The following is a 21,930-nucleotide window of genomic DNA, read 5'->3' on the forward strand; positions in this document are numbered from 1 at the left end:
ACTTTTATATGTAAAGAAGTTCTAATGATTCGCAATAAAATCTTTCAATTGTTGCAAATCTCCATTAAACAAGTCGTAATCATTTGCAGTATCTCCAATTTTATAATTATCAGATTGTTGCCATAAAACCCATTCAGTTCCTGTCCAAGCGCCAGGCATAGTTGGTGCAGATTTTGTAGTATAATTAGCAATCCAAAGTGGATATTTCTTAAATCGTGGATCGTTTAAATATTCGTTTCCAACATTCACATCCGTATAAATCATAGGAACACGACCATATTTTTCCTCTAAAATACCTAGGAAAGTCAATAAATCAGAAACAATTTGATTTTTATCTTGTGTCTTAATACTGGTTTCTTCAAAATCTACAATAGGAGGAAAAGCATCCGAAGGAAAATTATCACCTAAAGCCGTAATAAAATTATTAGATTGAGGTTGCGGAGCATCATTGGTATAATAAAAATGATATGCGCCTTTTACAAATCCTTGCTTTGTAATTGCATTCCAATTTGTAGAAAAATCAGGATCTGTATAGGTAATTCCGCCTGTAGCTTTACAAATTACGAAGTTTAGATCGGTGTTACTTGTATTAATATCGTTGATTTCGTGACCTTGGAATTTAGAAATATCAATTCCTTTTGTTTGTGTTGACATAGTTGTAGGTTTTTTGGTTGTAAATGTTTCTTAATGGGGAAACGAAGGTACAGAAAAATACAATGAGAATAAAAAACGAGGAGCTAATCAAGTGTAAATACGTATAAACTTCGACCTTTTCCATGTGCTTGTTCATCCGTAATGTAAACAGTATTATTGTCTTTAAAGCAAATTCCTTCTTTTTGAGAAGTGTGGTCTAAATCGAATTTGGTCATTTTTCCACTCAAAAAATCATCACCTTTAAAATTGGTAAACTGCCAAACTGTTTCATGTGATAACAGTACAACTTTCTTTCCATCCGGACTAATATCAGCAGAAGTTACCCAACAATTCATTTTGCCACAAGTAGTAAACGTGTTGATAAATTCGGCTTTATGTTTTCCTGCTGTAGCTGGAATTTTATACAAATCAGTTCGACCATAATTTTTCTTGGTACGACTTTTCGTAAACAAATATAAATAGCCATTAAAGTGAAAAAATGATTCTACATCAAAATGTCTATCCTTGTTTTTTGGTGGAAACTTTTTTTGATTGGGAAATGAAAATTCAATCTTGACAGGAGTAATATTTTTCTTATTTGATAAATCGCTAGCAGACAACTTGTAAATTTTTAAATGCTTTCGATTGTTTCTGTTATTTCCAAAATCACCAACATACAAATTACCCTTGTTATCAGTTGTTAAATCTTCCCAATCACTATTCTTTCCTTCAACATAAAGTGTCTTTTCAATCTTCCCTTTGGTATTCACAGCATAGACTCTTGGATGATTTCCTCCATCATTTATCATCCAAAAATTATCCGAACCTGAAATCGTTTCAACACCTGAAACTTCTTTCAAATCACCTGTTAACTTTGCAACTTTATTTAACTGTCCATAATTAACAGTACAATTTGTGAATAAAATAATAATTAGAAAACGTTTCAAAAATCTGAGCATCATATAAATTTGGGTTTTTGTAAAAATACGGCTTTATTGACGGAAGATAAAATTTTACGAGCGTATTAAGAATAGTTTAAGACTTTAAAATTATAAATCTAAAATGCTAAATTATAAATTAAAAAGTATTTCTTTACAACCAATAAATCAACGTACAAACAATAAAAACTCATGCAACCCATAGACATTCTTATCATTGGCGGCGGCGCGGCAGGTTTTTTCACGGCAATCAACATTGCAGAAAAACATCCTGAAAAAACAGTTGTCATTCTCGAAAGAGGAAAAGAATTTTTGACAAAAGTTCGTATTTCCGGTGGTGGACGTTGCAATGTAACGCATGCGTGTTTTGACCCAAAAGAATTGGTAAACTACTATCCAAGAGGTAAAAAAGAATTGCTTGGTCCTTTTCATCAATTCTGCTGTGGCGATACAATGGCGTGGTTTGAAGAACGCGGCGTAGAACTCAAAATTGAGGATGATGGAAGAATATTTCCTACGACAGATTCTTCCCAAACTATTATTGATTGTTTTTTGCGTCAAGCGCGAATGTACAAAGTGGATTTTAGAATAAACCATGCGGTAAAAAAGATTTCAAAAGTGAACAGTTTGTGGCACGTTGAAACGAGCCAGGGAATGTTAGAAGCTACAAATATTGTCTTAACAACTGGAAGCAATCCGAAAATGTGGAAAGAACTGGAAACACTCGGACATTCGATAATTCCTGCAGTTCCATCATTATTTACCTTCAATATCAAAGATGCCAGAATCAAAGATTTACTAGGAATTGCAACACAAGCAAGTGTAAAAGTGGCACATACCAAATTGGAATCTAACGGACCATTACTCATTACACATTGGGGAATGAGCGGACCAGGAATTTTAAAACTTTCAGCTTGGGGCGCACGAACATTAGCAGACAAAAACTATAACTTTCAAATAGAAGTCAATTGGTTAGACGATGTTCCAAAAGAAGATTGTTTGGCAAACATAAAAGACTATAAAATAGAACTCGCTAAAAAAACAGTTCAAAAAAACAATCCATTTGAATTGCCAAAACGATTGTGGCATCGAATCATAAACGCTGCTGGAATCAAAGAAAATACACGTTGGGCAGATTTAAATAAATCACAAACAGAACAATTAGCAAGTCAATTAACGGAAGCAATTTTCAACGTAAAAGGAAAAAGTACATTCAAAGAAGAATTTGTTACGGCTGGCGGAATTGATCTCAAAGAAGTAAACTTCAAAACCTTTGAAAGTCGCAAACAAGAAAATTTATACTTTGCAGGTGAAATTCTAAACATTGATGCCATTACTGGCGGATTCAACTTTCAAAATGCTTGGACAGGCAGTTATATTATTGCGAATAGCATTGAGTAGTGAGAATTCAGGTGTTAGGTTTTTAGTATCACTTCGCTTTCGGATTGTTGGTATGTCATTCCTGCGCAGGCAGGAATCCACATGCTATTGATTCAGTTTAGTTATTTTTGAAAAACTTTTCGTCAAGCTAAACTTGATTCAGCTTCGTATAAGAGCATGTATCAATTTGTGTGAGATTCTGAATCAAGTTCAGAATTATGGCAATCTAAAAATCCAACAAGTCTAAAGTAAGTCTAAAACAATAACCTTATCTTTGCTTAAATTTTAAAATCGTCCATGGAAATAGCAACATTTCTACCGAAAAATTATACCAAAAGTATTGACAACGGAACTGTCACTTGGAAATCGCCAAGTAATATTGCACTCATCAAATATTGGGGGAAAAAGGAAGATCAAATTCCACAAAATCCTTCTATCAGTTTTACATTAGATGCTTGTGCAACTACGACAACATTGACTTACAAAAAACGAGAAAACGCTGCAAGTGACTTCTCTTTTGAGTTATACTTTGAAGGAAAACACAAGGACGATTTTAAGCCGAAAATCAACACATTTTTAAATAGAATAGAAAAATATCTTCCATTTTTAAAGGAATATGATTTCACCATTGAAACCTCAAATTCCTTTCCACACAGTAGCGGAATTGCATCTTCAGCTTCTGGAATGAGCGCGTTAGCATTATGTTTGATGAGTTTAGAAAAAGAACTCAATCCGACAATGACCGACGAAGATTTTAATAAAAAAGCATCGTTTTTAGCACGATTAGGTTCTGGAAGCGCAAGTAGAAGCATAGAAGGCGATTTAATTGTTTGGGGAACACATGAAGATACCATTGGAAGCAACGACTTGTATGCGGTAAAATATCCATACAAAGTACACGACGTTTTTAAAAACTTTCACGATACAATTCTATTGGTTGACAAAGGAGAAAAGCAAGTGAGTAGCACGGTTGGACATAATTTAATGCACAATCATCCATTTGCAGCACAACGTTTTGCGCAAGCACATGAAAACCTAACCAAAATACAATCGGTTTTAGCAGATGGAGATTTGGACGAATTTATTGCCATTGTGGAAAGTGAAGCCTTAACACTTCATGCCATGATGATGACGTCAATGCCGTATTTCATCTTAATGAAACCAAATACGTTGGAAATTATCAATCGCATTTGGAAATTTCGTCAAGAATCAGGAACACATATTTGCTTTACGTTGGATGCAGGCGCAAATGTGCACATATTATATCCTGAAAACGAAAATGAAAAAATATATCCATTCATTCAAAATGAATTGGTAAAATTTTGCCAAAATGGACACCACATTTGTGATAGAATAGGTTTTGGAGCAAAAAAAGCGTAATTTTACATATATAAAAAGCCTCAAATTGAAGTGAACATGAACGGACCACTTTTTTATTCAAAAATTTTACTCTTTGGAGAATACGGAATTATTAAAGATTCTAAAGGACTCTCAATTCCTTATAATTTCTACAAAGGCGCATTGAAAATTGACGAAAACCCTTCGCAAGAAGCAATCGATTCAAACAAAAGCTTGGTGAAATTTGCAGATCATTTGGATGCTTTAGAAGATCGTTTAGTGACGTTTGATACTGCATTGTTAAAAAGTGATTTAGCTAAAGGAATGTATTTCGATTCTTCAATTCCGCAAGGATATGGCGTTGGAAGTTCTGGAGCGTTAGTAGCTTCTATTTATGATAAATATGCATATAATAAAATTACAGTTTTAGAAAACTTAACGAGAGAAAAATTGCTAAAATTGAAAGCTATTTTTGGTGCAATGGAATCATTCTTTCATGGAAAAAGTTCTGGTTTAGATCCGTTAAACAGTTACTTAAGCTTACCAATATTAATCAATTCGAAAGATAATATTGAACCTACAGGAATTCCTTCTCAAAACGAAGCTGGAAACGGCGCGGTATTTTTATTAGATAGCGGAATTATTGGGGAAACTGCTCCAATGGTCAATATTTTTATGGAAAACATGAAGCAAGAAGGTTTTCGTAAAATGCTAAAAAATCAGTTTATCAAACACACAGATTCGTGTGTGGAAGATTTCTTAAAAGGAGATGTGAAATCATTATTTGGAAATTTAAAATCATTGTCTAAAGTGGTTTTCAATAACTTCAAGCCAATGATTCCTAAACAATTTCATTCTCTTTGGAAACAAGGAATTGAAACAAACGATTACTACCTAAAACTTTGTGGCTCTGGTGGTGGTGGATACATTCTTGGATTCACACAAAACATCAACAAAACGAAAGAAACATTAAAAGATTACAAACTGGAAGTAGTCTATAACTTCTAAAGTGTAGACACACATGTTATCTAGAAAACGCAAGCTATTTTACTATAAACTCTTCAGCTTGTTTTCTGTTGTAAGAGGCTATAATATTCTCATTATCGTAATTGCACAATATTTGGCGGCTAAATTTATTTTGGCTCCCAAAAAAGGCTTTATGGAAATAGCTTTTGACGGTCGTTTGTTTGCATTAATCTTTGCTTCGGCAGTTGCCATTGCCGCAGGATATATCATCAATAATTTTTACGACGCAGAAAAAGATTTAATCAACAGACCTAAAAAGTCAATGTTAGATCGGTTGGTAAGTCAACGTACAAAAATAGCAACGTACTTTACACTAAACTTTATTTCGGTTGTAATAGCAAGTTTTGCATCGTTGAATGCGGTAATCTTCTTTTCGGCGTATATTTTCGGAATTTGGTTTTATTCACACAAAATGAAAAAGATTCCATTCTTAGGAAATCTTACATCAGCCATATTGGCAATTACACCTTTCTTTACGGTTTTTATCTATTACAGAAACTTAAGTAGCGTCATTTTTGTGCATGCAGCTTTCCTCTTTTTATTAATTCTCATCCGTGAATTCATCAAAGATTTAGAAAATATCAAAGGCGATTTGGCACAAGATTACAAAACCATTCCAATCATTTATGGTGAAAAAGTATCCAAAGGACTCATCACGTTATCGGTAATCATTGCTATATCAGTCACGATCTTTTTAGTTTCTCAATACGATACAGGATACATGCGTTTTTACTTTTGCGGAAGTATTCTATTACTGATTTTTTCTGTTGTAGTATTGTACAGAGCAACTGCAAGATCGCACTATTTATTACTTCATAACATATTAAAATTCATTATTGTAGCAGGTGTTTTCAGTATTCCATTACTAAATATAGATTCTATTCTGAATAAAATTACAACTGTTTTGTGATAAAAAGTCGCAAATAATTCAAAATTGTTAAAGCGATTTGGAAGTGCGTTTTTCTTCGTGAAAATTGGTAATTTGTAGCAAAAATAAAGCTATGTCATCTTCACATGAATTAAAAGTCGCGTTGGCGCAAATTTCCCCAGTTTGGTTAGATAAATCAAAAACACTTGACAAAATAAAAGAGCAAATTTTCAACGCAAGCAAAGAAAACTGTGAACTCATTGTTTTTGGCGAAGCATTATTGCCAGGCTATCCGTTTTGGGTAGCAAATACAAATGGTGCAGCGTTTGATTCTACTATACAAAAAGAAATTCATAGCCATTATGTACAAAATTCGGTTCAAGTTGAAAAAGGTGATTTAGATGAAATTTGCAACTTAGCAAAGCAACACAATATTGCTATTTATTTAGGCTTAATGGAACGCGCAGTAGACAGAGGCGGACATAGTATTTACTGTTCATTAGGGTACATTAACCAAAATGGAAGTATAGAATCGATGCACAGAAAATTAATGCCAACGTATGAAGAACGCTTAACGTGGGCAAGTGGCGACGGAAATGGTTTAAAAGTACATCCATTAAAAGATTTTACTGTTGGTGGGCTCAATTGTTGGGAAAACTGGATGCCGTTACCAAGAGCTGCGTTATATGGAATGGGTGAAAATTTACACATTGCAGTTTGGCCAGGAAGCGAAGTAAATACTAAAGATATTACTCGATTTATTGCCCGCGAATCACGATCATATGTAATTTCTGTGTCTAGTTTGATGCGAAAAGAAGACATTCCAGACAATGTCCCGCATTTGGAAGAAATCTTAAAAAATGTTCCTGATGAATTGGCAAATGGCGGATCGTGTATTGCACAACCTAATGGCGAATGGTTACTTGAGCCAGTATTACACAAAGAAGGTTTACTGATTGCTACGCTCGATTTTAACAGCGTTTTAGAAGAACGACAAAACTTTGATGCTGTCGGACATTATTCGCGCCCAGATGTAACGCAACTCACCGTAAACAGAGAACGTCAAAGTACGATTAAAATAAAGGATTAGGTTAGGAGTTGATACTGAATAAATTACCTTTTTTAAAACTATAAAACGAATAATTGAATGTAGCTTCGTTTATCATAAATTAAAAAGTATCTTTGCGCAAAATTTATAGCATATAGTACAATGGCAAAAGAACGACACGGAAAGAGTAAAGTGAAGTCTGGCAGTAAAGATAATGGAGGAAAAAAGCCTTTCAATAAGAAGAAATCTTTTGAAGGGAAAAAGCCTTTCGATGGAAAAAAGTCTTCTGATGGAGAGCGATCTTTTGAAGGAAAGAAGCCTTTTGATGGGAAAAAGCCAAATTACAGAAAGAAGTCAACTGCACCAAAAGCAAAATCATCAAGCAATCCAAATGAGATTCGCTTAAACAAATATATTTCAAATTCAGGTATTTGCTCACGTCGTGAAGCAGATATGCACATTTCTATTGGAAGTGTGACGGTAAATGGTAAAGTAATCACGGAAATGGGTTACAAGGTACAACTGAATGACGAAGTTCGTTTTGATGGAAGAATTATCAATCCTGAAAAAATAGAATATGTATTACTAAACAAACCAAAAGGATTTTTGGTTACTACAAAAGACGAGAAAGATCGTAAAACGGTAATGGATTTAGTAGCTACGGCAACAAAATCTAGAATTGTACCTGTAGGTCGTTTGGAACGTCAATCAACAGGATTATTATTGTTTACGAATGATGGTGAATTGGCAAGAAAATTAACCGATCCAAGTCAAAGAGTACGTAAAATATACCATGTTGAACTTGATCGAAATATAAGTCAAGCAGATTTCAATAAAATTAAAGATGGAGTTAATATCCGAGGAAATGTATTTGAAGTTGATGAAATTTCTTGGATTCATGGAGCTTCAAAACGTGAAGTTGGAATCAAAGTAAGTTCTGGAAGCAACGGATTGGTAAAAGCAATTTTTGAGCATTTATCGTATACTGTAGCTCGTTTGGATAGAGTGCTGTTTGCAGGATTGACGAAAAAAGATTTGCCAAGAAGTAATTGGCGACATTTAACAGCTCAGGAAGTTATAAATTTAAAAAACTTATAAAAAAATAAAGCCTCTCAATTTTGGGAGGTTTTTTTGTTTTAATACGATTCACAAATATATTTTCTAATCATATATGGTGTAATTTTCTTCAATGTTTTTCCAGTTTCTGGATGCAAGCCATATGATGTGAAAAAATCTAATTCTCCATTTGCAGATTTTTGATACCATAGATTTTCACTTCCATCGAGTTTAAAAAAAGTATAATTACAATCTGGATTTACTTTTGCAAAATTCTTTATTCGCTCGTGTTTATACAGTTTTAAATTTTCCATTCCATACTTATTCACGTTAAAAGGAACTTCTACACAATGGTTATTATTCCAAATCATCCAGCGTTGCCGATCAATCATGTACAATCCAAAATACAGTAGAAAAATTAGAGAACAGAAAATTAGGGTTACCTTATTTTTATGAATCACAATCTTTAATTTCTCACCAAGAGAAGTTGGTTCACTCTTCACTTTTTTGGAAGTTTTTATAGGATTATCAAGCTTCTGTTCTGTAATAGAAAACTCTTCCTTTTCGACTCTATTTTTAATTACAAATTCTTCATAACTTTCATAGCCCAAATAGCAACAAAGGCAGTTTGCTACAGCGCTTTTTAGCTCTAAACTTTCATCTTCTTTCAGGGCTGAATTATACTTATTTCGCAGACTCTTTTCATGATATTGAAAACGACATTCTTCCAACATATAATCTGAAATTTTTTTAGCCAACGCAGTAATGGACATGTTTACGCCCGTAGCTGCTTTGGCTTCTTCTTTTGCTTTCTTAAAAGCACTTAGTACTAATTGTTTATGCATGACTTGTAGTTTTTAGGATTCTTTTCCAACAAAGCGTCAACTAGAATCATACATGAAAAATGAAGGGAAATAACTTTCCCTAAACTTTCCCGAACTCTTCCTTAAACCTTCCATTAATTCCAACAATTCCTCAGTTAATTTGCTTCAGAAATATTTCTCAAACTGAAGTTTAAATCAACTTGATCTCCTGCATTTAATACTCGGTTTATTCTTGAGATAAGAAGCAATAGGACGGCTCCCGGAAGTAGCTACACTATCTGCAATTGTCTCTACACTTCCTAAAACACAAGAAAACGGCGCCTTTTCTATTTCAACGTGTTGCTGTTGATGAACACACTGAGTATTCCTCGGACAGCAACACTTATGTCCAATTTTAATTCTAACAAAATGAAAAAATTCAGCTTAATAATACTTACGGTTTTCCTCAATGGAGCAATATTTTCTTGTACACCGAACTCAATTGCAGAAGATGAAATACAATATAAACACCAAGCCACTGAAGGTGATGATGGTGAAGTTTTACCAGATGAAGAAGATGATGATGATATTAGCAGTACAGGAAACTAATCGTTTCTTATAATAATATTTTTACTATTTTAGAAGGATGAAACTACTACCAGCGACATCCTTCTTTTTATTTTTTATACTATTGCTTCTAATAGTGTCGTGTGATACTGAACAAAATGATACCCAAACATTAGAAGAAGATCAAGCTCTTGTAGCATTAGATTCAGTTGTCAAAGAAAAAATTAGAATAAAGGAATTAAATAGCGCACTTATACTTCTTCACAAAGAATTAAGGTTAAGTAGAATCAAAGAAAATAAGTTTTTATATAAAAAAATCTCTTTTAAGACTTGAAAGCTTTTATAGAAAAAATAGCACATATGATTCTGCAATGTTTTATGCAGATACATTATATGAAACAGCTAAACTTTATACAGATACACTGTATATGGCTAAAGCAAGATCTAGAAAAGGACTCATTTATAAAAAACAAAGTAAACTTCAATTGTCATATAAAAACTACTTAGAAGCTAAAGAACTGTATTTGAGTATAGATGATAGTTTGAATGTAGGTAAAAAGCTGAATGACATTGCAAATTTAGAAAAAAGCATAGGTAATTTTGGCGCTAGTCAGTTAACTGCTCTAGATGGACTTGTATATGCAGAAAAATCAAATGATGTACCAACACTAAGTGGTTTATATTTCATAATTGCAGTAGCAGCGAAAGAAAAAGGAGATTTAAAAATTGCAGAAAAGAGAATAGACGAAGCTTTAGCATTAGCAAAAACATCAAGTGGAATCGAAAAAATAAAGCCTGAACATGTTGAAACATATAAAAATACGAAGGCCAACATCCTTCAAGAAATAGGAGAGTATGATTTGGCTGTTGTAATATATGAAAACCTGTTGATTGACGCTAATAGTAATATAAGTGAAATAGAAAAAGCCCGTATCCGTGGTAATCTAGCATATACATTATTCCTAAAAAACAATTATAATAAGCGTTCAGACTCTTTGTTAAAAAGTTCGTTATCAATATATAAGGAGTTGAATTATACCGAAGGTTTTTTTTCAATTTATCTTAAATTAGCAAAAATCAATAAAAATAAAGACAGATCAACTTATAAAAAGTATGTTGCTGATGCACTAAAATATGCAAGAGAGTCTGATAACGAAAATTCTCTTCTTGAAGCATTAGAACTAAAAATGTCTGTTGACTTTAGTGATTCTGATTTAAAAGAATATGTAGAAATAGGAAAACGAATTAAGCTCAAAGAACAAGCTTCAGAGAGTTTGATTGCGAATGCAAAATATGATTATAAAAAAGAAGAGAACCAGAAAATAAAAGCGCAGAATCAAGTAATAATTTCCGAGAATGATAAAATTTTAGCTGAGAAAAAAACTGCTCAATCTAGAAATTTATTACTTATTGTCTTATTGATATTCATAGTTACGATCGTTATTATTTATTTCATCTACCAAAAAATAAAACGTCGTCATAAAATTGAAAAAGTAAAAACGGTTCATACTACAGAAGCACGAATTTCTTCTAAAGTACATGACGAACTTGCCAATGATGTCTACAAACTGATGACACAACTAGAAACTTCTGAACCTAATAAAGAAATGGTATTGGATAAATTGGACTCTATCTACAATAATGCACGTGATATTTCAAAGCAAATTCAAAATGTTGATACAGGAAAAGGATTTCCTGATGAACTCAATAATTTGCTTCGTAGTTACCAATCGGATGATGTAAATGTTTTATTAAAACGCTACGAAGTAGAAATTTGGAAAGATATTTCTTCACACATAAAAACAACTATTTACCGAGTATTACAAGAATTGTTAACCAATATGAAAAAACACAGTGATGCAGCATTGGTAGTCGTTTCCATAGAAAAAGCCAATAAAAAATTATTCATCCAATATATCGATAATGGGAAAGGGTTTTCTGAGGAAATTTCAAAGAATGGACTCCAAAATGCGGAAAACCGTATTCATGCAATCCAAGGATCGCTTACTTTTGATACAGAACTTCATAAGGGTTGTAAGTTCACTATTAATGTTCCAGTATGATAGCCTATGTTTCAAAAAGTATTAATTTCCGAAGATATGGATGACATCAACGCAGGTGTCCTTACTGCACTTTCCGAGTTGGAAATTGCAACAATAGATCAAGCTCAGTATTGTGATGATGCTGATTTGAAAGCTAAAAAAGCGCGCAAAGATAATGCGCCTTATGAATTGTTAATTACAGATTTATCATTTAAAAAAGACCACAGAGAAGAAAAGTTAAAATCTGGTGAAGAATTGGTTGCCAAATTAAAAAGTGATCAGCCAGATATAAAAGTAATTGTCTATTCTGTAGAAGATAAATTGCAACAAGTACGCAGGCTTTTTAATAAATACAAAATTGATGCATATGTATGTAAGGGTCGAAAAAGCTTGAAAGAATTAGTGAAAGCCATCAAAACAGTTGCAAATGGTAAAACACACCTTTCACCAGAAGTGAAAATGGCACTTAGCAACAAAAAAGATATGGAAATTGATGATTATGACATTGGTTTGCTAAAATTGCTTTCCAAAGGATTAAATCAGGATGAAATTTCTGAAGATTTAAAAGGACGCAGTATCTCTCCTAATAGCTTAAGTTCTATTGAAAAACGCGTGAGTAAACTCAAAATCTATTTCAAAGCAAACAATGCGGTACACTTAATAGCAAATGCAAAAGATTTAGGATTGATTTAAAAAAAATAAAATATAAAAAAATCCACTACTTACTATCATAGTGGATTTTATTTTTGATGTTTTTTATAGTATCTAAAGAGAATCAATGTAAGTGATCAACTTGGCAAAATCTTCTTGATTTTTTAGTTTTAACTTCTCTGATTTTATATACGATTTTATTTCGTCTGTTTTTTCTGGAAATAACTTAATAACAGCTTTCTTTTTAGGCTGTACTTCAACAGGTTTATTTCCTTCTTTTACAATATAATAACGATCGTATTGTGTAAATTTTGCAGCTCTATTTGCTTGATTTGCAGTTGGAGCCTTTTCATTTGGAGAGAAAACACATTTTTTTCGAAACAACAAAGACACATTTTTATGGTCACTTAATACTAAGAAATATCCTTGCTTTTCATATCCGTCATCATCATTGTACGTATATACTTTTAATGTTTTATTTTCAAATGTAACCTTGGAATTGGTAACTTTCATCAAGGCTTCTGTTTCCTGACCTTCTTCTGGCAATAACTCTATTTCATCTGAATATGTATTTAATCGCATGAGCACTTGTCCATACGATTTATCTCCAATAAAGAATGTTCCTACCTTATATTGTTCATACAAATATGGACTTCCTTTTACGTTGTCCCAATCTATTTCGTACGGATCTTTTTGTTTCGTATTGATAAATTTTAAAAGTGCATCATACACTTGTGAAGTACTTTCAAATTCTCTTGGAGCGCCACTCATTTGCGCAAATAATGAAGCACTATATAAAAATAAAAGTGCGATTGGTAATAAGCGTAATGTTTTCATAGTAAGTTAATGTATTGGTTTTGAACTTAAAAATACTGAAAAAAAACGAGATTTTTTTGCTTCTAAGGAAAGAAAGTACTCAAAAAAAATTAGGTTGAAGCCTTCAAATGCAACCTGTTTTTGTATTGATTGTATAATTCGTAACTTAAAAATCCATACACAACAATGTATTCAAAGGCAACAAAAGCCAAGTTTTCTGCATATCCTTCATTGCTATAAGCAGTATAACTAAAAATAATCATAAACGACCAAACAACGGTAAATCGGTAGTTGGTAAACACACTCAAAATAAGCAATGTTGCCAAATACCAAGGATGCATGGTTGTCGTTGTAAAAAAGTAAAACGAAAGCCCAAAAAGCAATGCAGTTATTGTTTTTTGAAAATCTTTATTATTTCTAAAAAGACTAATTCCTATCACAAAAACTAGAACAACTATTGGGGTAATTTTTCCAATCGTAGCAATCATATTCCAACCGATAATTTTGTAGCCAATCCAACGTGCGATATAATAAATACTTGCGTTGAATTCGAAATTTTGAAACCATAATTCGACAGTTTGTTGATAGTTTTCAATAAATTGTTTTGAAAGAAATGGTAAAAATAAAACAACGATAGTTCCAAGTACGATTCCGTAAAAAGCAACAAGTTTTAAAACGCCTTTCCAAACGGTTTGAAACGTTATTTTACTGATTTCACTTATTTTATGTTTGGTAAACCATTGAAAAAAGATGGGTAAAAAGAGTAACGGAATCAACTTTACAGAAACAGAAAAAGCCAATACTACAGCCGCCCATTTCCAAGCACCTTTTTGTAGCAAATACAAACTCCAAATGAAGAAGAAAATCATCACGCCTTCAAAATGTAAATTTCCTGTAAGTTCAATAATGATAAATGGATTTAGAATGTATAACCAAATATTGTTGATAGGTATACCTAAATTTGAAAGCAGTTTTTTGCCAAAATAGAACGTTCCTATATCGGCTAGAATAATTAAAATTCGTAAAATTACCACTGAACCAACGATGCTTTTTCCTGAAAAGAATCCTGCAATGGCAAAGCACAATTGATTTATTGGCGGGTAATTGGTGTAATGCGACGCACTTAAATTGCCCATTCCGTTAAATAATTCTTGTGCTTCCGCGATTGGTGCCGTGCCAGAAGCCATTAAATCGTTTGGTAAATATAAATACGGATTCCAGCCTTCTATGAGCATTCTTCCATCCCAAATGAAACGGTAAAAATCCTGTGATAAGTTTGGAATGCTTCCCACAAAAACTAATCTCAAAACGATGGCAATTCCCGTAAGGAAAACAAAATTATTCTTTTCCAATCGGATCAATCCGAAAAAACTCAGAAAAGCAATTCCATATAATGAAATCAATAGTGTGACATCAGTTCGTAGTAACGGATACCCAATATAGTAGTATACAAAGATGCTGATGAGCACAAGTGTGATAGAAAATGTATGATATTTTCCGTTAAAATTGATCACACTTTAGATCGGATCGAATTAAAAAACACAAAGGCAAAACCTAAAAACAACATCAAGTGAAACGGAAACAACCCGAAGTCATTTAACGGATATGCGCTATACATTCCAAATAAAAAATAGACCATTAAAATAGCTTCAATGATTGTATTTCCTGAGATTTTCTTTTTGATGTATTTGTTGTTTTTCCAAGAATCTTTCAAGTTTTTAATATTGAATTTTGGTGTGCGTACAAATTCGCTTCGTTTCCCAATATGACCTTCTAAAACGGCAACAGAGTTGTGAACTGAGAATCCCATTGCAACCGAAAAGAAGGTAAAAAACATTTTTATATAATCAACAAAATTCATAAATCCGCCACCTTGTACACGTTTGTAAGGAAACCAAAAACACACAAAAAATATGATAGTACTAATGATAAAGAAACTTGAAATTGTAAAGTAAATTTCTAAATGTCCGTACGTATTTTTAATGTATAACATTGGAATACTTAAGACTCCGACAATAAGCACATTTAAAAACATGGTACTGTTTAGTAAGTGTAAAATTCCGTGGATTTTTGTTTTGAGCGATATGTTTTTTGAAAAGATAACACGCTTTATCATTTTTCGAAAATTCTCAGCGCCACCTTTGTTCCAACGGAATTGTTGCGAACGTGCGGCACTAATAACAACAGGTAATTCGGCAGGCGTTTCTACATCTTCTAAGTATTTGAATTTCCAGTTTTTTAACTGCGCTCGGTAACTTAAGTCTAAATCTTCGGTAAGCGTATCACCTTCCCAGTTTCCAGCGTCAATGATACAGGTTTTGCGCCAAATTCCGGCTGTTCCGTTAAAGTTGATAAAATGCCCTTTAGAGTTTCGTCCAACTTGTTCCAGTGTAAAATGTGCGTCAAGCGCGAATGCCTGAATCTTAGTCAACAATGAATAATCACGGTTAATATGTCCCCAACGTGTTTGTACCACGCCAATTTCTTCATTTTTGAAATATGGAATTGTTTGCTTAAGCCAATCTTTTTTCGGCAAGAAATCTGCATCAAATATGGCAATAAAATCACCTTTTGCGTCAATTAACCCTTCTTTTAAAGCACCAGCTTTGAAGCCAGTTCTATCTTCACGACGAATATGTGTAATATCGAGTCCTTTTGCGTGTAATTTTTTAATTTGTGCGGCTGTAGAAGCGACAGATTCATCTGTAGAATCGTCCAATACTTGAATTTCAAGTTTGTCTTTTGGATAGTCAATCAGTGCAATATTATCTAGCAAGCGTTCCATTACATACAATTCATTGTACACGGGAAGCTGAATAGTTACGTACGGAATTTCAGCCGGATTGTTTAAGTTAAACTTTGGACAGGTATCTGTATGTTTTTTTGCTCGTAAGTAATTGATTAATAAGTTCAATTGCGCCAAGCTGTATAAGAGTATCAATAGCAACGCAATTGCATATATCGCCATTACCAAGAAAGACAATCCTAGTTTAAAAAATTCTGCATCAAACTCCATCTATTTAAAACTATATTTAAAAATCCAACCTAAAATTTTTACGCCAGCAAATATAGTACCTTTTACGGTTCCTGAAACTTTTGAGACGCCAATTCTTCTTTTATATTTTACAGGAACTTCCACATATGATAGTTTCTGTTTCAATGCTTTGAGCTGCATTTCAACTGTCCAGCCATACGTTTTGTCTTCCATATTTAGCTTTAAGAGTTTATCATATTTAATTGCTCTAAAAGGTCCTAAATCGGTAAATTTTGCTCTAAAAAATAGTTTCATTAAGAACGTTGCCAACCAATTTCCAAATACTTGTTGTGGCGTCATAGAACCATCTTCGCGTAATTTTTTCACTCTTGAACCAATGACAAAATCAATGTCATCTTTAATAATTGGAGCAACTATTTTTGTCAATTCTTCAGGGTAATCGGAATAATCGCCATCCAAAAACACCAAAATATCAGGTTTTTCTTCTTGATTGGAAATGTATTCCATTCCTTTTAAACAAGCATATCCATATCCTTTTTTTGGTTCTTTTAAAACCGTTGCGCCAGCAGCTTTTGCATTTACTTCTGTATGATCGGTTGAATTATTGCTAACGACAATAATTTCAGTTACAGTTTTGGGGATTTCCTGAATAACATTTGCAATAGAATCCTCTTCATTGTATGCAGGAATGATGACTTTTATAATCATATATTGTTTTTTAGCTTTTGGCTGTTTGCCTTCGGCTTTTTGTATTGTCATTCCTGCGTAGGCAGGAATCTATAATTTAATTTTTAATTAGCTTTTACTTTATAATGGATTCCGCAACAAGTGTGGAATGACACAAAAGGATTTTTACTTATCATCGTAAATCCCAAACACTATTTTCTTTTTTGAAACTCTTCAAATCGGTCCATTCACCAATTTTTTCACCATTTTTATACTTTTCAGCACGAACGAGTTTTTCATTTTCATATCGTAAACAATAGCCATTTTTTTGATTATTTTTCAGTTGGCATTTATGATTTACTTTTTCGTTTTCATCATAAAAAAGCCACCATTTACTTTTTACACCATTTACATAATGTCCTTCGCGTTGCTTTGTTTTATTTTCACGGTAAAAATACCAATATTTGTTTGGTTTCCCATTTTTGAAACGTCCTTCTTTTTTAACAGCTCCATTTTCATAATAAAACGTCCAATACTTGGTTTTGATATCATTTTTTATCCAACCTTCTTCTTTGAGTTGACCATTATCGTAATAACTTTTATAATACTTTTTTTGTCCGCTTACGCTGAATGTAATACTGAGACATAAGATGAAAAATAGATACTTCATTTTTTTTGCTTTTAGTTCTTGGCTGTTTGCCTTTAGCTTTCTTTATGTTGTATTTTAAATTATAAATGTTAAATGAAATTTCAATAGTTACTTCTGTATTATATTTAATTTTCAAAATTTAGCATTTAAAATTTTTAATAATCTCAATTCTCAATATTAATAACTCACTACTTTTTACTTTCCTCAAGCATTTGAAATAAATCAACATCGTTTCCTAAAATTACTTCGGGAACTTCGTGACGTGTTGCGCCATCATCACTTCCATTTTCTAATTTTAAAACTCCTCTTGGGCAAACGGCACTACAAATTCCACAACCTACACATGACGAACGTACAATGTTTTGTCCTTTTTGTGCGTATGCTCTAACATCGATTCCTTGTTCGCAATATGTTGAGCAGTTTCCACATGAAATACATTGTCCACCATTTGTTGTAATTCTAAACTTAGATTTAAAACGTTGCACAATTCCCATATATGCAGCTAACGGACAGCCAAATCGACACCAAGTTCTATTTCCTAGAATTGGATAGAAACCTGTTCCGATAACTCCAGCGAAAATTGATCCTACTAAGAAACCATACCATTCATTAATTTTATAAGCGTTGATTCCAAACAACGTGCTATCACCAACATTTGCTGGATTGTAAATGATATTATAGGTATTGTAACCGACAATAACAGTCATGATTATTGCAAAAATTAAGATTGAATAAATCATCCATCGTTCTATTTTCCATGCAATTAAACGCTTGTCCGATAATTGACGGTATGGATCTCCTAATGTTTCGGCTAATCCGCCACAACCACAAACCCATGAACAATACCAACGTTTTCCATAGAAATATACTAAAGTTGGTACTACAATAATAGAAAGAATGAATCCCCAAAAGAACATGAACTTTCCTAAATGTCCTGCGTTTAAATAATTCTTTACATTCCAATCGGTTAAGAAATTATAATCTAGCGGCCATGCGTTTTTTAAATCGACACCAGGTAAATCAAATAATGGTAATATTTCTACTAATAAGAATGCGAAGATGATTTGGAAAAATAAGACACTTGCGGTTCTTACTATTTGATATTGATTGTGACGATATTTGATAAACATGCGAATTCCCATCACAATCATGGATACACAATATAAGATTCCGTATAAAAACCATTGTGAAGCCGAACCATTTTTGATAAATGCACTTTTTAGTGGATCAACAATATTTGTCCAATTGGCAATAATGTACGGGTGAAAATAGAGTAGCACATAAAAAGTAACTAAAAATCCAAACACAGCAATACCAACCCAACCACGATTGGTTGCATTGTGTAAATAAATTCCATTGTTTTTGATGCCAGGAATTGGTTTTAAGAATAATCCTGTAATTATAAACATAAGCGAACCTATAATTCCTAATCCAAAAGTTAAGAATAAAAAGAGCCCTTTGTTGTTGGCAATGATTCCTGAGGCTGCACGTTCGGTAATATCAAAACGTGAATATTTGTTATCGTACAGTAAAAATTCTCCAGCCTGACTACGATTGATTTCAGTTATTTTATTCGTCAAATCATTTTTAAAAGCATCAACAGTATCATAGGTTTTATCAGGACTAAACATCCAGCTAGTTGCGTCGGTTAGCAATTTAACTTTCGCTTTGGGTAAATTTTGCTGTAAAACATCTTTTGTATACGTAACATTTCCACCTTGAGTGGAAGCTACGATAATGTTATTTGTTTCTGTAGTAGATATTCCAGTTTCTTCTGCAACTGCTTCAGCAACACGTTGATTGTGTTTGTCAAACAATGTTTTAACATCGTTCATAAAAGAAAATTGACTGTTATATGTTTTGTCTAAAACACCATTTTCTTTAGCAACAGCTGTAAAAGTTTTGGCAACTCTTGCTTTTTTTCCACTGAATGTTTGTTGAATAGATGTTTCAGTTAAGGTATAATTCCCCATAAATATCGTTGCAATAAATAACAATACTGAGGCAATAAATATATAGAGTCCTGCAATTCGAATGAATTTCATAATATGATTTTTAAAATGTGGTGATTAGTAACTGAAAATTCGTTTCCAACTTTTCTTTTTGAGTTGAATATTGGTATTGTTTTCTTGATTAAACTGTGCTACAATTTCTTTTTCGTGAAGTTTGTAAAATTCAGGATCAAAATTTGCGTCTGCTAAATGGGTTAAAACATATTCTACCGAGCGTTCTTCATTGAGCCATGTATCAAAACTGTGATGACGCATGCGAATTCCAAAGGTATTGATTCCTAAAAATTTGTTAGATTCTTTATGGTATGCAATTGTAATGCAAATATGTGCTTTTGGGTGTTTCCAGTGAAAGTGTTTTTCATAATCAGGTTGTCCTTGTTCACTAAAAACCCAACCATATGTTTGGTATTCAATATCTAAAAACTTAGCCGAATTGAACCAATGTCCAGGATTGTATTCTTTCGAATTCCCGCAAATGGTTTGCGCCAACGTTTCGCCCATCATACGACCTGTATACCAAACTGCTTCAATAGGTCTGCGTTGTCCAATAGGTTCGTGTTGTTCGGCACAATCGCCAATAGCATATACATCTTTAACGTTCGTTTCTAATTGTCTATTTACTTTGACACCGCGACCAATTTCAATATTTGAATCTTTCAAGAAATCAACATTTGGAGAAACTCCAGCGGTTAATCCGACAACTGTACATGGAATTTCTTCACCAGTTTCTTTTATAATGATCGATTTTACGTTTCCGTTTTCATCTGCTTTAATTTCTTGTAAATTCACGCCTAGGCGTAAATCAATATGATGTTCTTTTATATGTTTGTTAATCATTTCTGATTCGCCAGCAGGCAATACACCATTCCAAAAACTATCTTCTCTAACCAAAAAAGTCACTGGAATATCTCTACTTTGAAGCATTTCTGCGAGTTCAATTCCAATCAATCCGCCACCAACAATAACCGCACGTTTACACACGTTGTTGTTAGGTGCATATGTTTCCAGCTTTTCTAAATCTTGCTTGTGGTACATTCCCATAACACCATTTAAATCTTGTCCTGGCCAACCAAACTTGTTGGGTTTTGAACCTGTTGCAATGATGAGTTTGTCATAATACATGGTTTCTCCATTGGCAAAAACGAGTTCTTTAGAAGCATCTTTTACTTCTTTTACATATCCTTTTTTAAGTTCGATACGATTCTTTTCCCAAAACCAATTTTCGTATGGTTGTGTATGTTCAAACTTCATATGCCCCATGTACACGTACATTAACGCTGTACGCGAGAAAAAATAATCCGTTTCAGCAGATACGATAGTAATTTTTTTGTCGGAAAGTTTTCGGATATGTCTGGCGGCTGTAACTCCAGAGATTCCATTACCTATAATTACAATATGTTCCATAAGAATGTGATTGGTTTTTAATGATTCTTGTCCGTGCAAGAATTGGTTTGTGTCGAAAGTTATGTCGATAGTAAAGTTAAGAACTTATATTCGGACATAGAATTTAGAATAATTATAAATTAAAATTTCTTTGTAAGGATTTAAATAAAATGGCAACCTGTTTCGCGCTTGAAAATCAATTATATATACGATGGCAACTTTTTTTTGAAAGTTTGTAAGTTCCTATGTTTTTTAGTGACTTAAGCATCAATACAAATTGAAATTGACTTAAAAATTATTATGAAACATATAACAATCACCCTTATTACTGTATTTATCACCGCTTTTGGTGTTGCGCAAAATACAAATACTTTCTTTAAAGCTTCAGATACTTTTTTTAAAGCATACGTAAAAGATGGAAAGGTTAATTACAAAGCTATTAAAAAAAATACAGCAGAATTAGATGAAATTTTAGCTTCTACCAATAGTATCACAGTTGCTAAAAGTGATGCAAATACGTATCAAGCATATTGGATAAATATTTACAATTTATCTGTAATTAAAGGAATTGTAAACAACTATCCTGTAAAATCTCCTTTAGATATTAACGGTTTCTTCGATAAAACAAAACATACTGTAGGCGGAAAAAAAATTACATTGAATGATATAGAACACAAGTTGTTACGCGGACAGTTTAACGATGCGCGTTTTCACTTTGTATTGGTCTGTGCAGGTTTAGGTTGTCCTCCAATTATTCCAGAAGCATATATGCCAAACACACTTGATAAACAATTAGATAGACAAACACGAATTGCTTTAAATAATGATGAATTCATCAAAGTAAATGCAAAGAAAAAACGTGTGGAACTTTCTGAAATAATGAAATGGTATAAAGAAGATTTTACTCAAAGCGGAAACGAAATCGACTTTATTAATAAGTATAGAGAAGAAAAAATAGCGGCAAAATCTAAAATTAGTTACTATCCGTATAACTGGAAATTGAATCAAACGAAATAGCATCTCCACTCTACTCGATGTGACACTATTATAAATATTGAA

The 21,930-nt window shown here is 32.9% G+C and carries 21 protein-coding genes; 11 read left to right on the plus strand and 10 right to left on the minus strand.

The features are described 5' to 3' along the window. Positions 1-21 precede the first annotated feature (21 nt). A complete protein-coding gene (locus ACQ654_RS17120; protein WP_430411572.1) occupies positions 22-654 on the minus strand; it encodes a GH25 family lysozyme in 633 nt (210 codons plus the stop codon). 83 nt (positions 655-737) lie between these two features. Next, on the minus strand, positions 738-1,595 hold the full coding sequence (locus tag ACQ654_RS17125) for a hypothetical protein (protein ID WP_430411573.1): 858 nt from the start codon (positions 1,593-1,595) through the stop codon (positions 738-740). A 168-nt stretch (positions 1,596-1,763) separates the two neighbouring features. Here ACQ654_RS17125 and ACQ654_RS17130 point away from each other — a divergent pair, with 168 nt between their 5' ends. From ACQ654_RS17130 to ACQ654_RS17155, 6 genes are all read left to right on the plus strand, one after another. Beyond that, on the plus strand, positions 1,764-2,972 hold the full coding sequence (locus tag ACQ654_RS17130) for an NAD(P)/FAD-dependent oxidoreductase (RefSeq protein ID WP_430411574.1): 1,209 nt from the start codon (positions 1,764-1,766) through the stop codon (positions 2,970-2,972). 276 nt (positions 2,973-3,248) lie between these two features. Further along, positions 3,249-4,331: a diphosphomevalonate/mevalonate 3,5-bisphosphate decarboxylase family protein gene (locus ACQ654_RS17135; RefSeq protein ID WP_430411575.1), complete on the plus strand. Its 1,083-nt coding sequence runs from the start codon at positions 3,249-3,251 to the stop codon at positions 4,329-4,331. A 36-nt stretch (positions 4,332-4,367) separates the two neighbouring features. Continuing rightward, positions 4,368-5,297, plus strand: a complete 930-nt coding sequence (locus ACQ654_RS17140) for a mevalonate kinase family protein (RefSeq protein WP_430411576.1) — start codon at positions 4,368-4,370, stop codon at positions 5,295-5,297. Positions 5,298-5,310: 13 nt separating this feature from the next. Further along, positions 5,311-6,225 carry a geranylgeranylglycerol-phosphate geranylgeranyltransferase gene (locus ACQ654_RS17145; protein WP_430411577.1) on the plus strand — a complete coding sequence of 305 codons (915 nt, stop codon included), beginning with the start codon at positions 5,311-5,313 and terminating at the stop codon, positions 6,223-6,225. A 91-nt stretch (positions 6,226-6,316) separates the two neighbouring features. Further along, positions 6,317-7,273 (plus strand): carbon-nitrogen hydrolase family protein, encoded by a 957-nt coding sequence (locus ACQ654_RS17150; RefSeq protein ID WP_430411578.1) that lies wholly within the window; start codon positions 6,317-6,319, stop codon positions 7,271-7,273. A gap of 120 nt (positions 7,274-7,393) precedes the next feature. Next, the gene (locus tag ACQ654_RS17155) at positions 7,394-8,329 is read left to right on the plus strand and encodes a pseudouridine synthase (RefSeq protein ID WP_430411579.1); all 936 of its coding nucleotides are present in this window, start codon (positions 7,394-7,396) and stop codon (positions 8,327-8,329) included. Between the two features lie 38 nt (positions 8,330-8,367). On the opposite strand, the gene ACQ654_RS17160 is transcribed toward ACQ654_RS17155, so the two are convergent. Then, positions 8,368-9,132: a hypothetical protein gene (locus ACQ654_RS17160; RefSeq protein ID WP_430411580.1), complete on the minus strand. Its 765-nt coding sequence runs from the start codon at positions 9,130-9,132 to the stop codon at positions 8,368-8,370. 387 nt (positions 9,133-9,519) lie between these two features. On the opposite strand from ACQ654_RS17160, the gene ACQ654_RS17165 reads away from it, so the two are divergent. From ACQ654_RS17165 to ACQ654_RS17180, 4 genes are read left to right on the plus strand one after another with little or no spacing between them, the layout of a single operon-like run. After that, positions 9,520-9,699, plus strand: a complete 180-nt coding sequence (locus ACQ654_RS17165) for a hypothetical protein (RefSeq protein ID WP_430411581.1) — start codon at positions 9,520-9,522, stop codon at positions 9,697-9,699. Positions 9,700-9,736: 37 nt separating this feature from the next. Further along, positions 9,737-9,991, plus strand: a complete 255-nt coding sequence (locus ACQ654_RS17170) for a hypothetical protein (protein WP_430411582.1) — start codon at positions 9,737-9,739, stop codon at positions 9,989-9,991. A gap of 37 nt (positions 9,992-10,028) precedes the next feature. Next, positions 10,029-11,720: an ATP-binding protein gene (locus ACQ654_RS17175; protein ID WP_430411583.1), complete on the plus strand. Its 1,692-nt coding sequence runs from the start codon at positions 10,029-10,031 to the stop codon at positions 11,718-11,720. 6 nt (positions 11,721-11,726) lie between these two features. After that, positions 11,727-12,392 (plus strand): response regulator, encoded by a 666-nt coding sequence (locus ACQ654_RS17180; RefSeq protein WP_430411584.1) that lies wholly within the window; start codon positions 11,727-11,729, stop codon positions 12,390-12,392. A gap of 72 nt (positions 12,393-12,464) precedes the next feature. Here ACQ654_RS17180 and ACQ654_RS17185 read toward each other — a convergent pair whose 3' ends face one another. From ACQ654_RS17185 to ACQ654_RS17215, 7 genes are all read right to left on the minus strand, one after another. Then, positions 12,465-13,187: a hypothetical protein gene (locus ACQ654_RS17185; RefSeq protein WP_430411585.1), complete on the minus strand. Its 723-nt coding sequence runs from the start codon at positions 13,185-13,187 to the stop codon at positions 12,465-12,467. Positions 13,188-13,276: 89 nt separating this feature from the next. After that, positions 13,277-14,680, minus strand: coding sequence for a mannosyltransferase (locus ACQ654_RS17190; protein ID WP_430411586.1), 1,404 nt, complete (start codon positions 14,678-14,680; stop codon positions 13,277-13,279). Further along, entirely contained in the window at positions 14,677-16,182 is a 1,506-nt protein-coding gene (locus ACQ654_RS17195) for a cellulose synthase family protein (RefSeq protein ID WP_430411587.1), read from the minus strand. Before ACQ654_RS17195 ends, ACQ654_RS17190 begins: the two co-directional genes overlap by 4 nt. Beyond that, positions 16,183-16,920, minus strand: coding sequence for a glycosyltransferase family 2 protein (locus ACQ654_RS17200; RefSeq protein WP_430411588.1), 738 nt, complete (start codon positions 16,918-16,920; stop codon positions 16,183-16,185). A 100-nt stretch (positions 16,921-17,020) separates the two neighbouring features. Further along, positions 17,021-17,497: a toxin-antitoxin system YwqK family antitoxin gene (locus ACQ654_RS17205; protein WP_430411589.1), complete on the minus strand. Its 477-nt coding sequence runs from the start codon at positions 17,495-17,497 to the stop codon at positions 17,021-17,023. A gap of 167 nt (positions 17,498-17,664) precedes the next feature. Further along, positions 17,665-19,521 carry a 4Fe-4S binding protein gene (locus tag ACQ654_RS17210; RefSeq protein ID WP_430411590.1) on the minus strand — a complete coding sequence of 619 codons (1,857 nt, stop codon included), beginning with the start codon at positions 19,519-19,521 and terminating at the stop codon, positions 17,665-17,667. A gap of 24 nt (positions 19,522-19,545) precedes the next feature. Beyond that, on the minus strand, positions 19,546-20,892 hold the full coding sequence (locus tag ACQ654_RS17215; RefSeq protein ID WP_430411591.1) for an NAD(P)/FAD-dependent oxidoreductase: 1,347 nt from the start codon (positions 20,890-20,892) through the stop codon (positions 19,546-19,548). A gap of 279 nt (positions 20,893-21,171) precedes the next feature. Between ACQ654_RS17215 and ACQ654_RS17220 the strand changes: the two genes are divergently transcribed. Then, positions 21,172-21,888, plus strand: a complete 717-nt coding sequence (locus tag ACQ654_RS17220; protein WP_430411592.1) for a DUF547 domain-containing protein — start codon at positions 21,172-21,174, stop codon at positions 21,886-21,888. Positions 21,889-21,930 lie beyond the last annotated feature (42 nt).

This window comes from Kordia sp. (assembly GCF_965283645.1).
GTDB lineage: Bacteria > Bacteroidota > Bacteroidia > Flavobacteriales > Flavobacteriaceae > Kordia.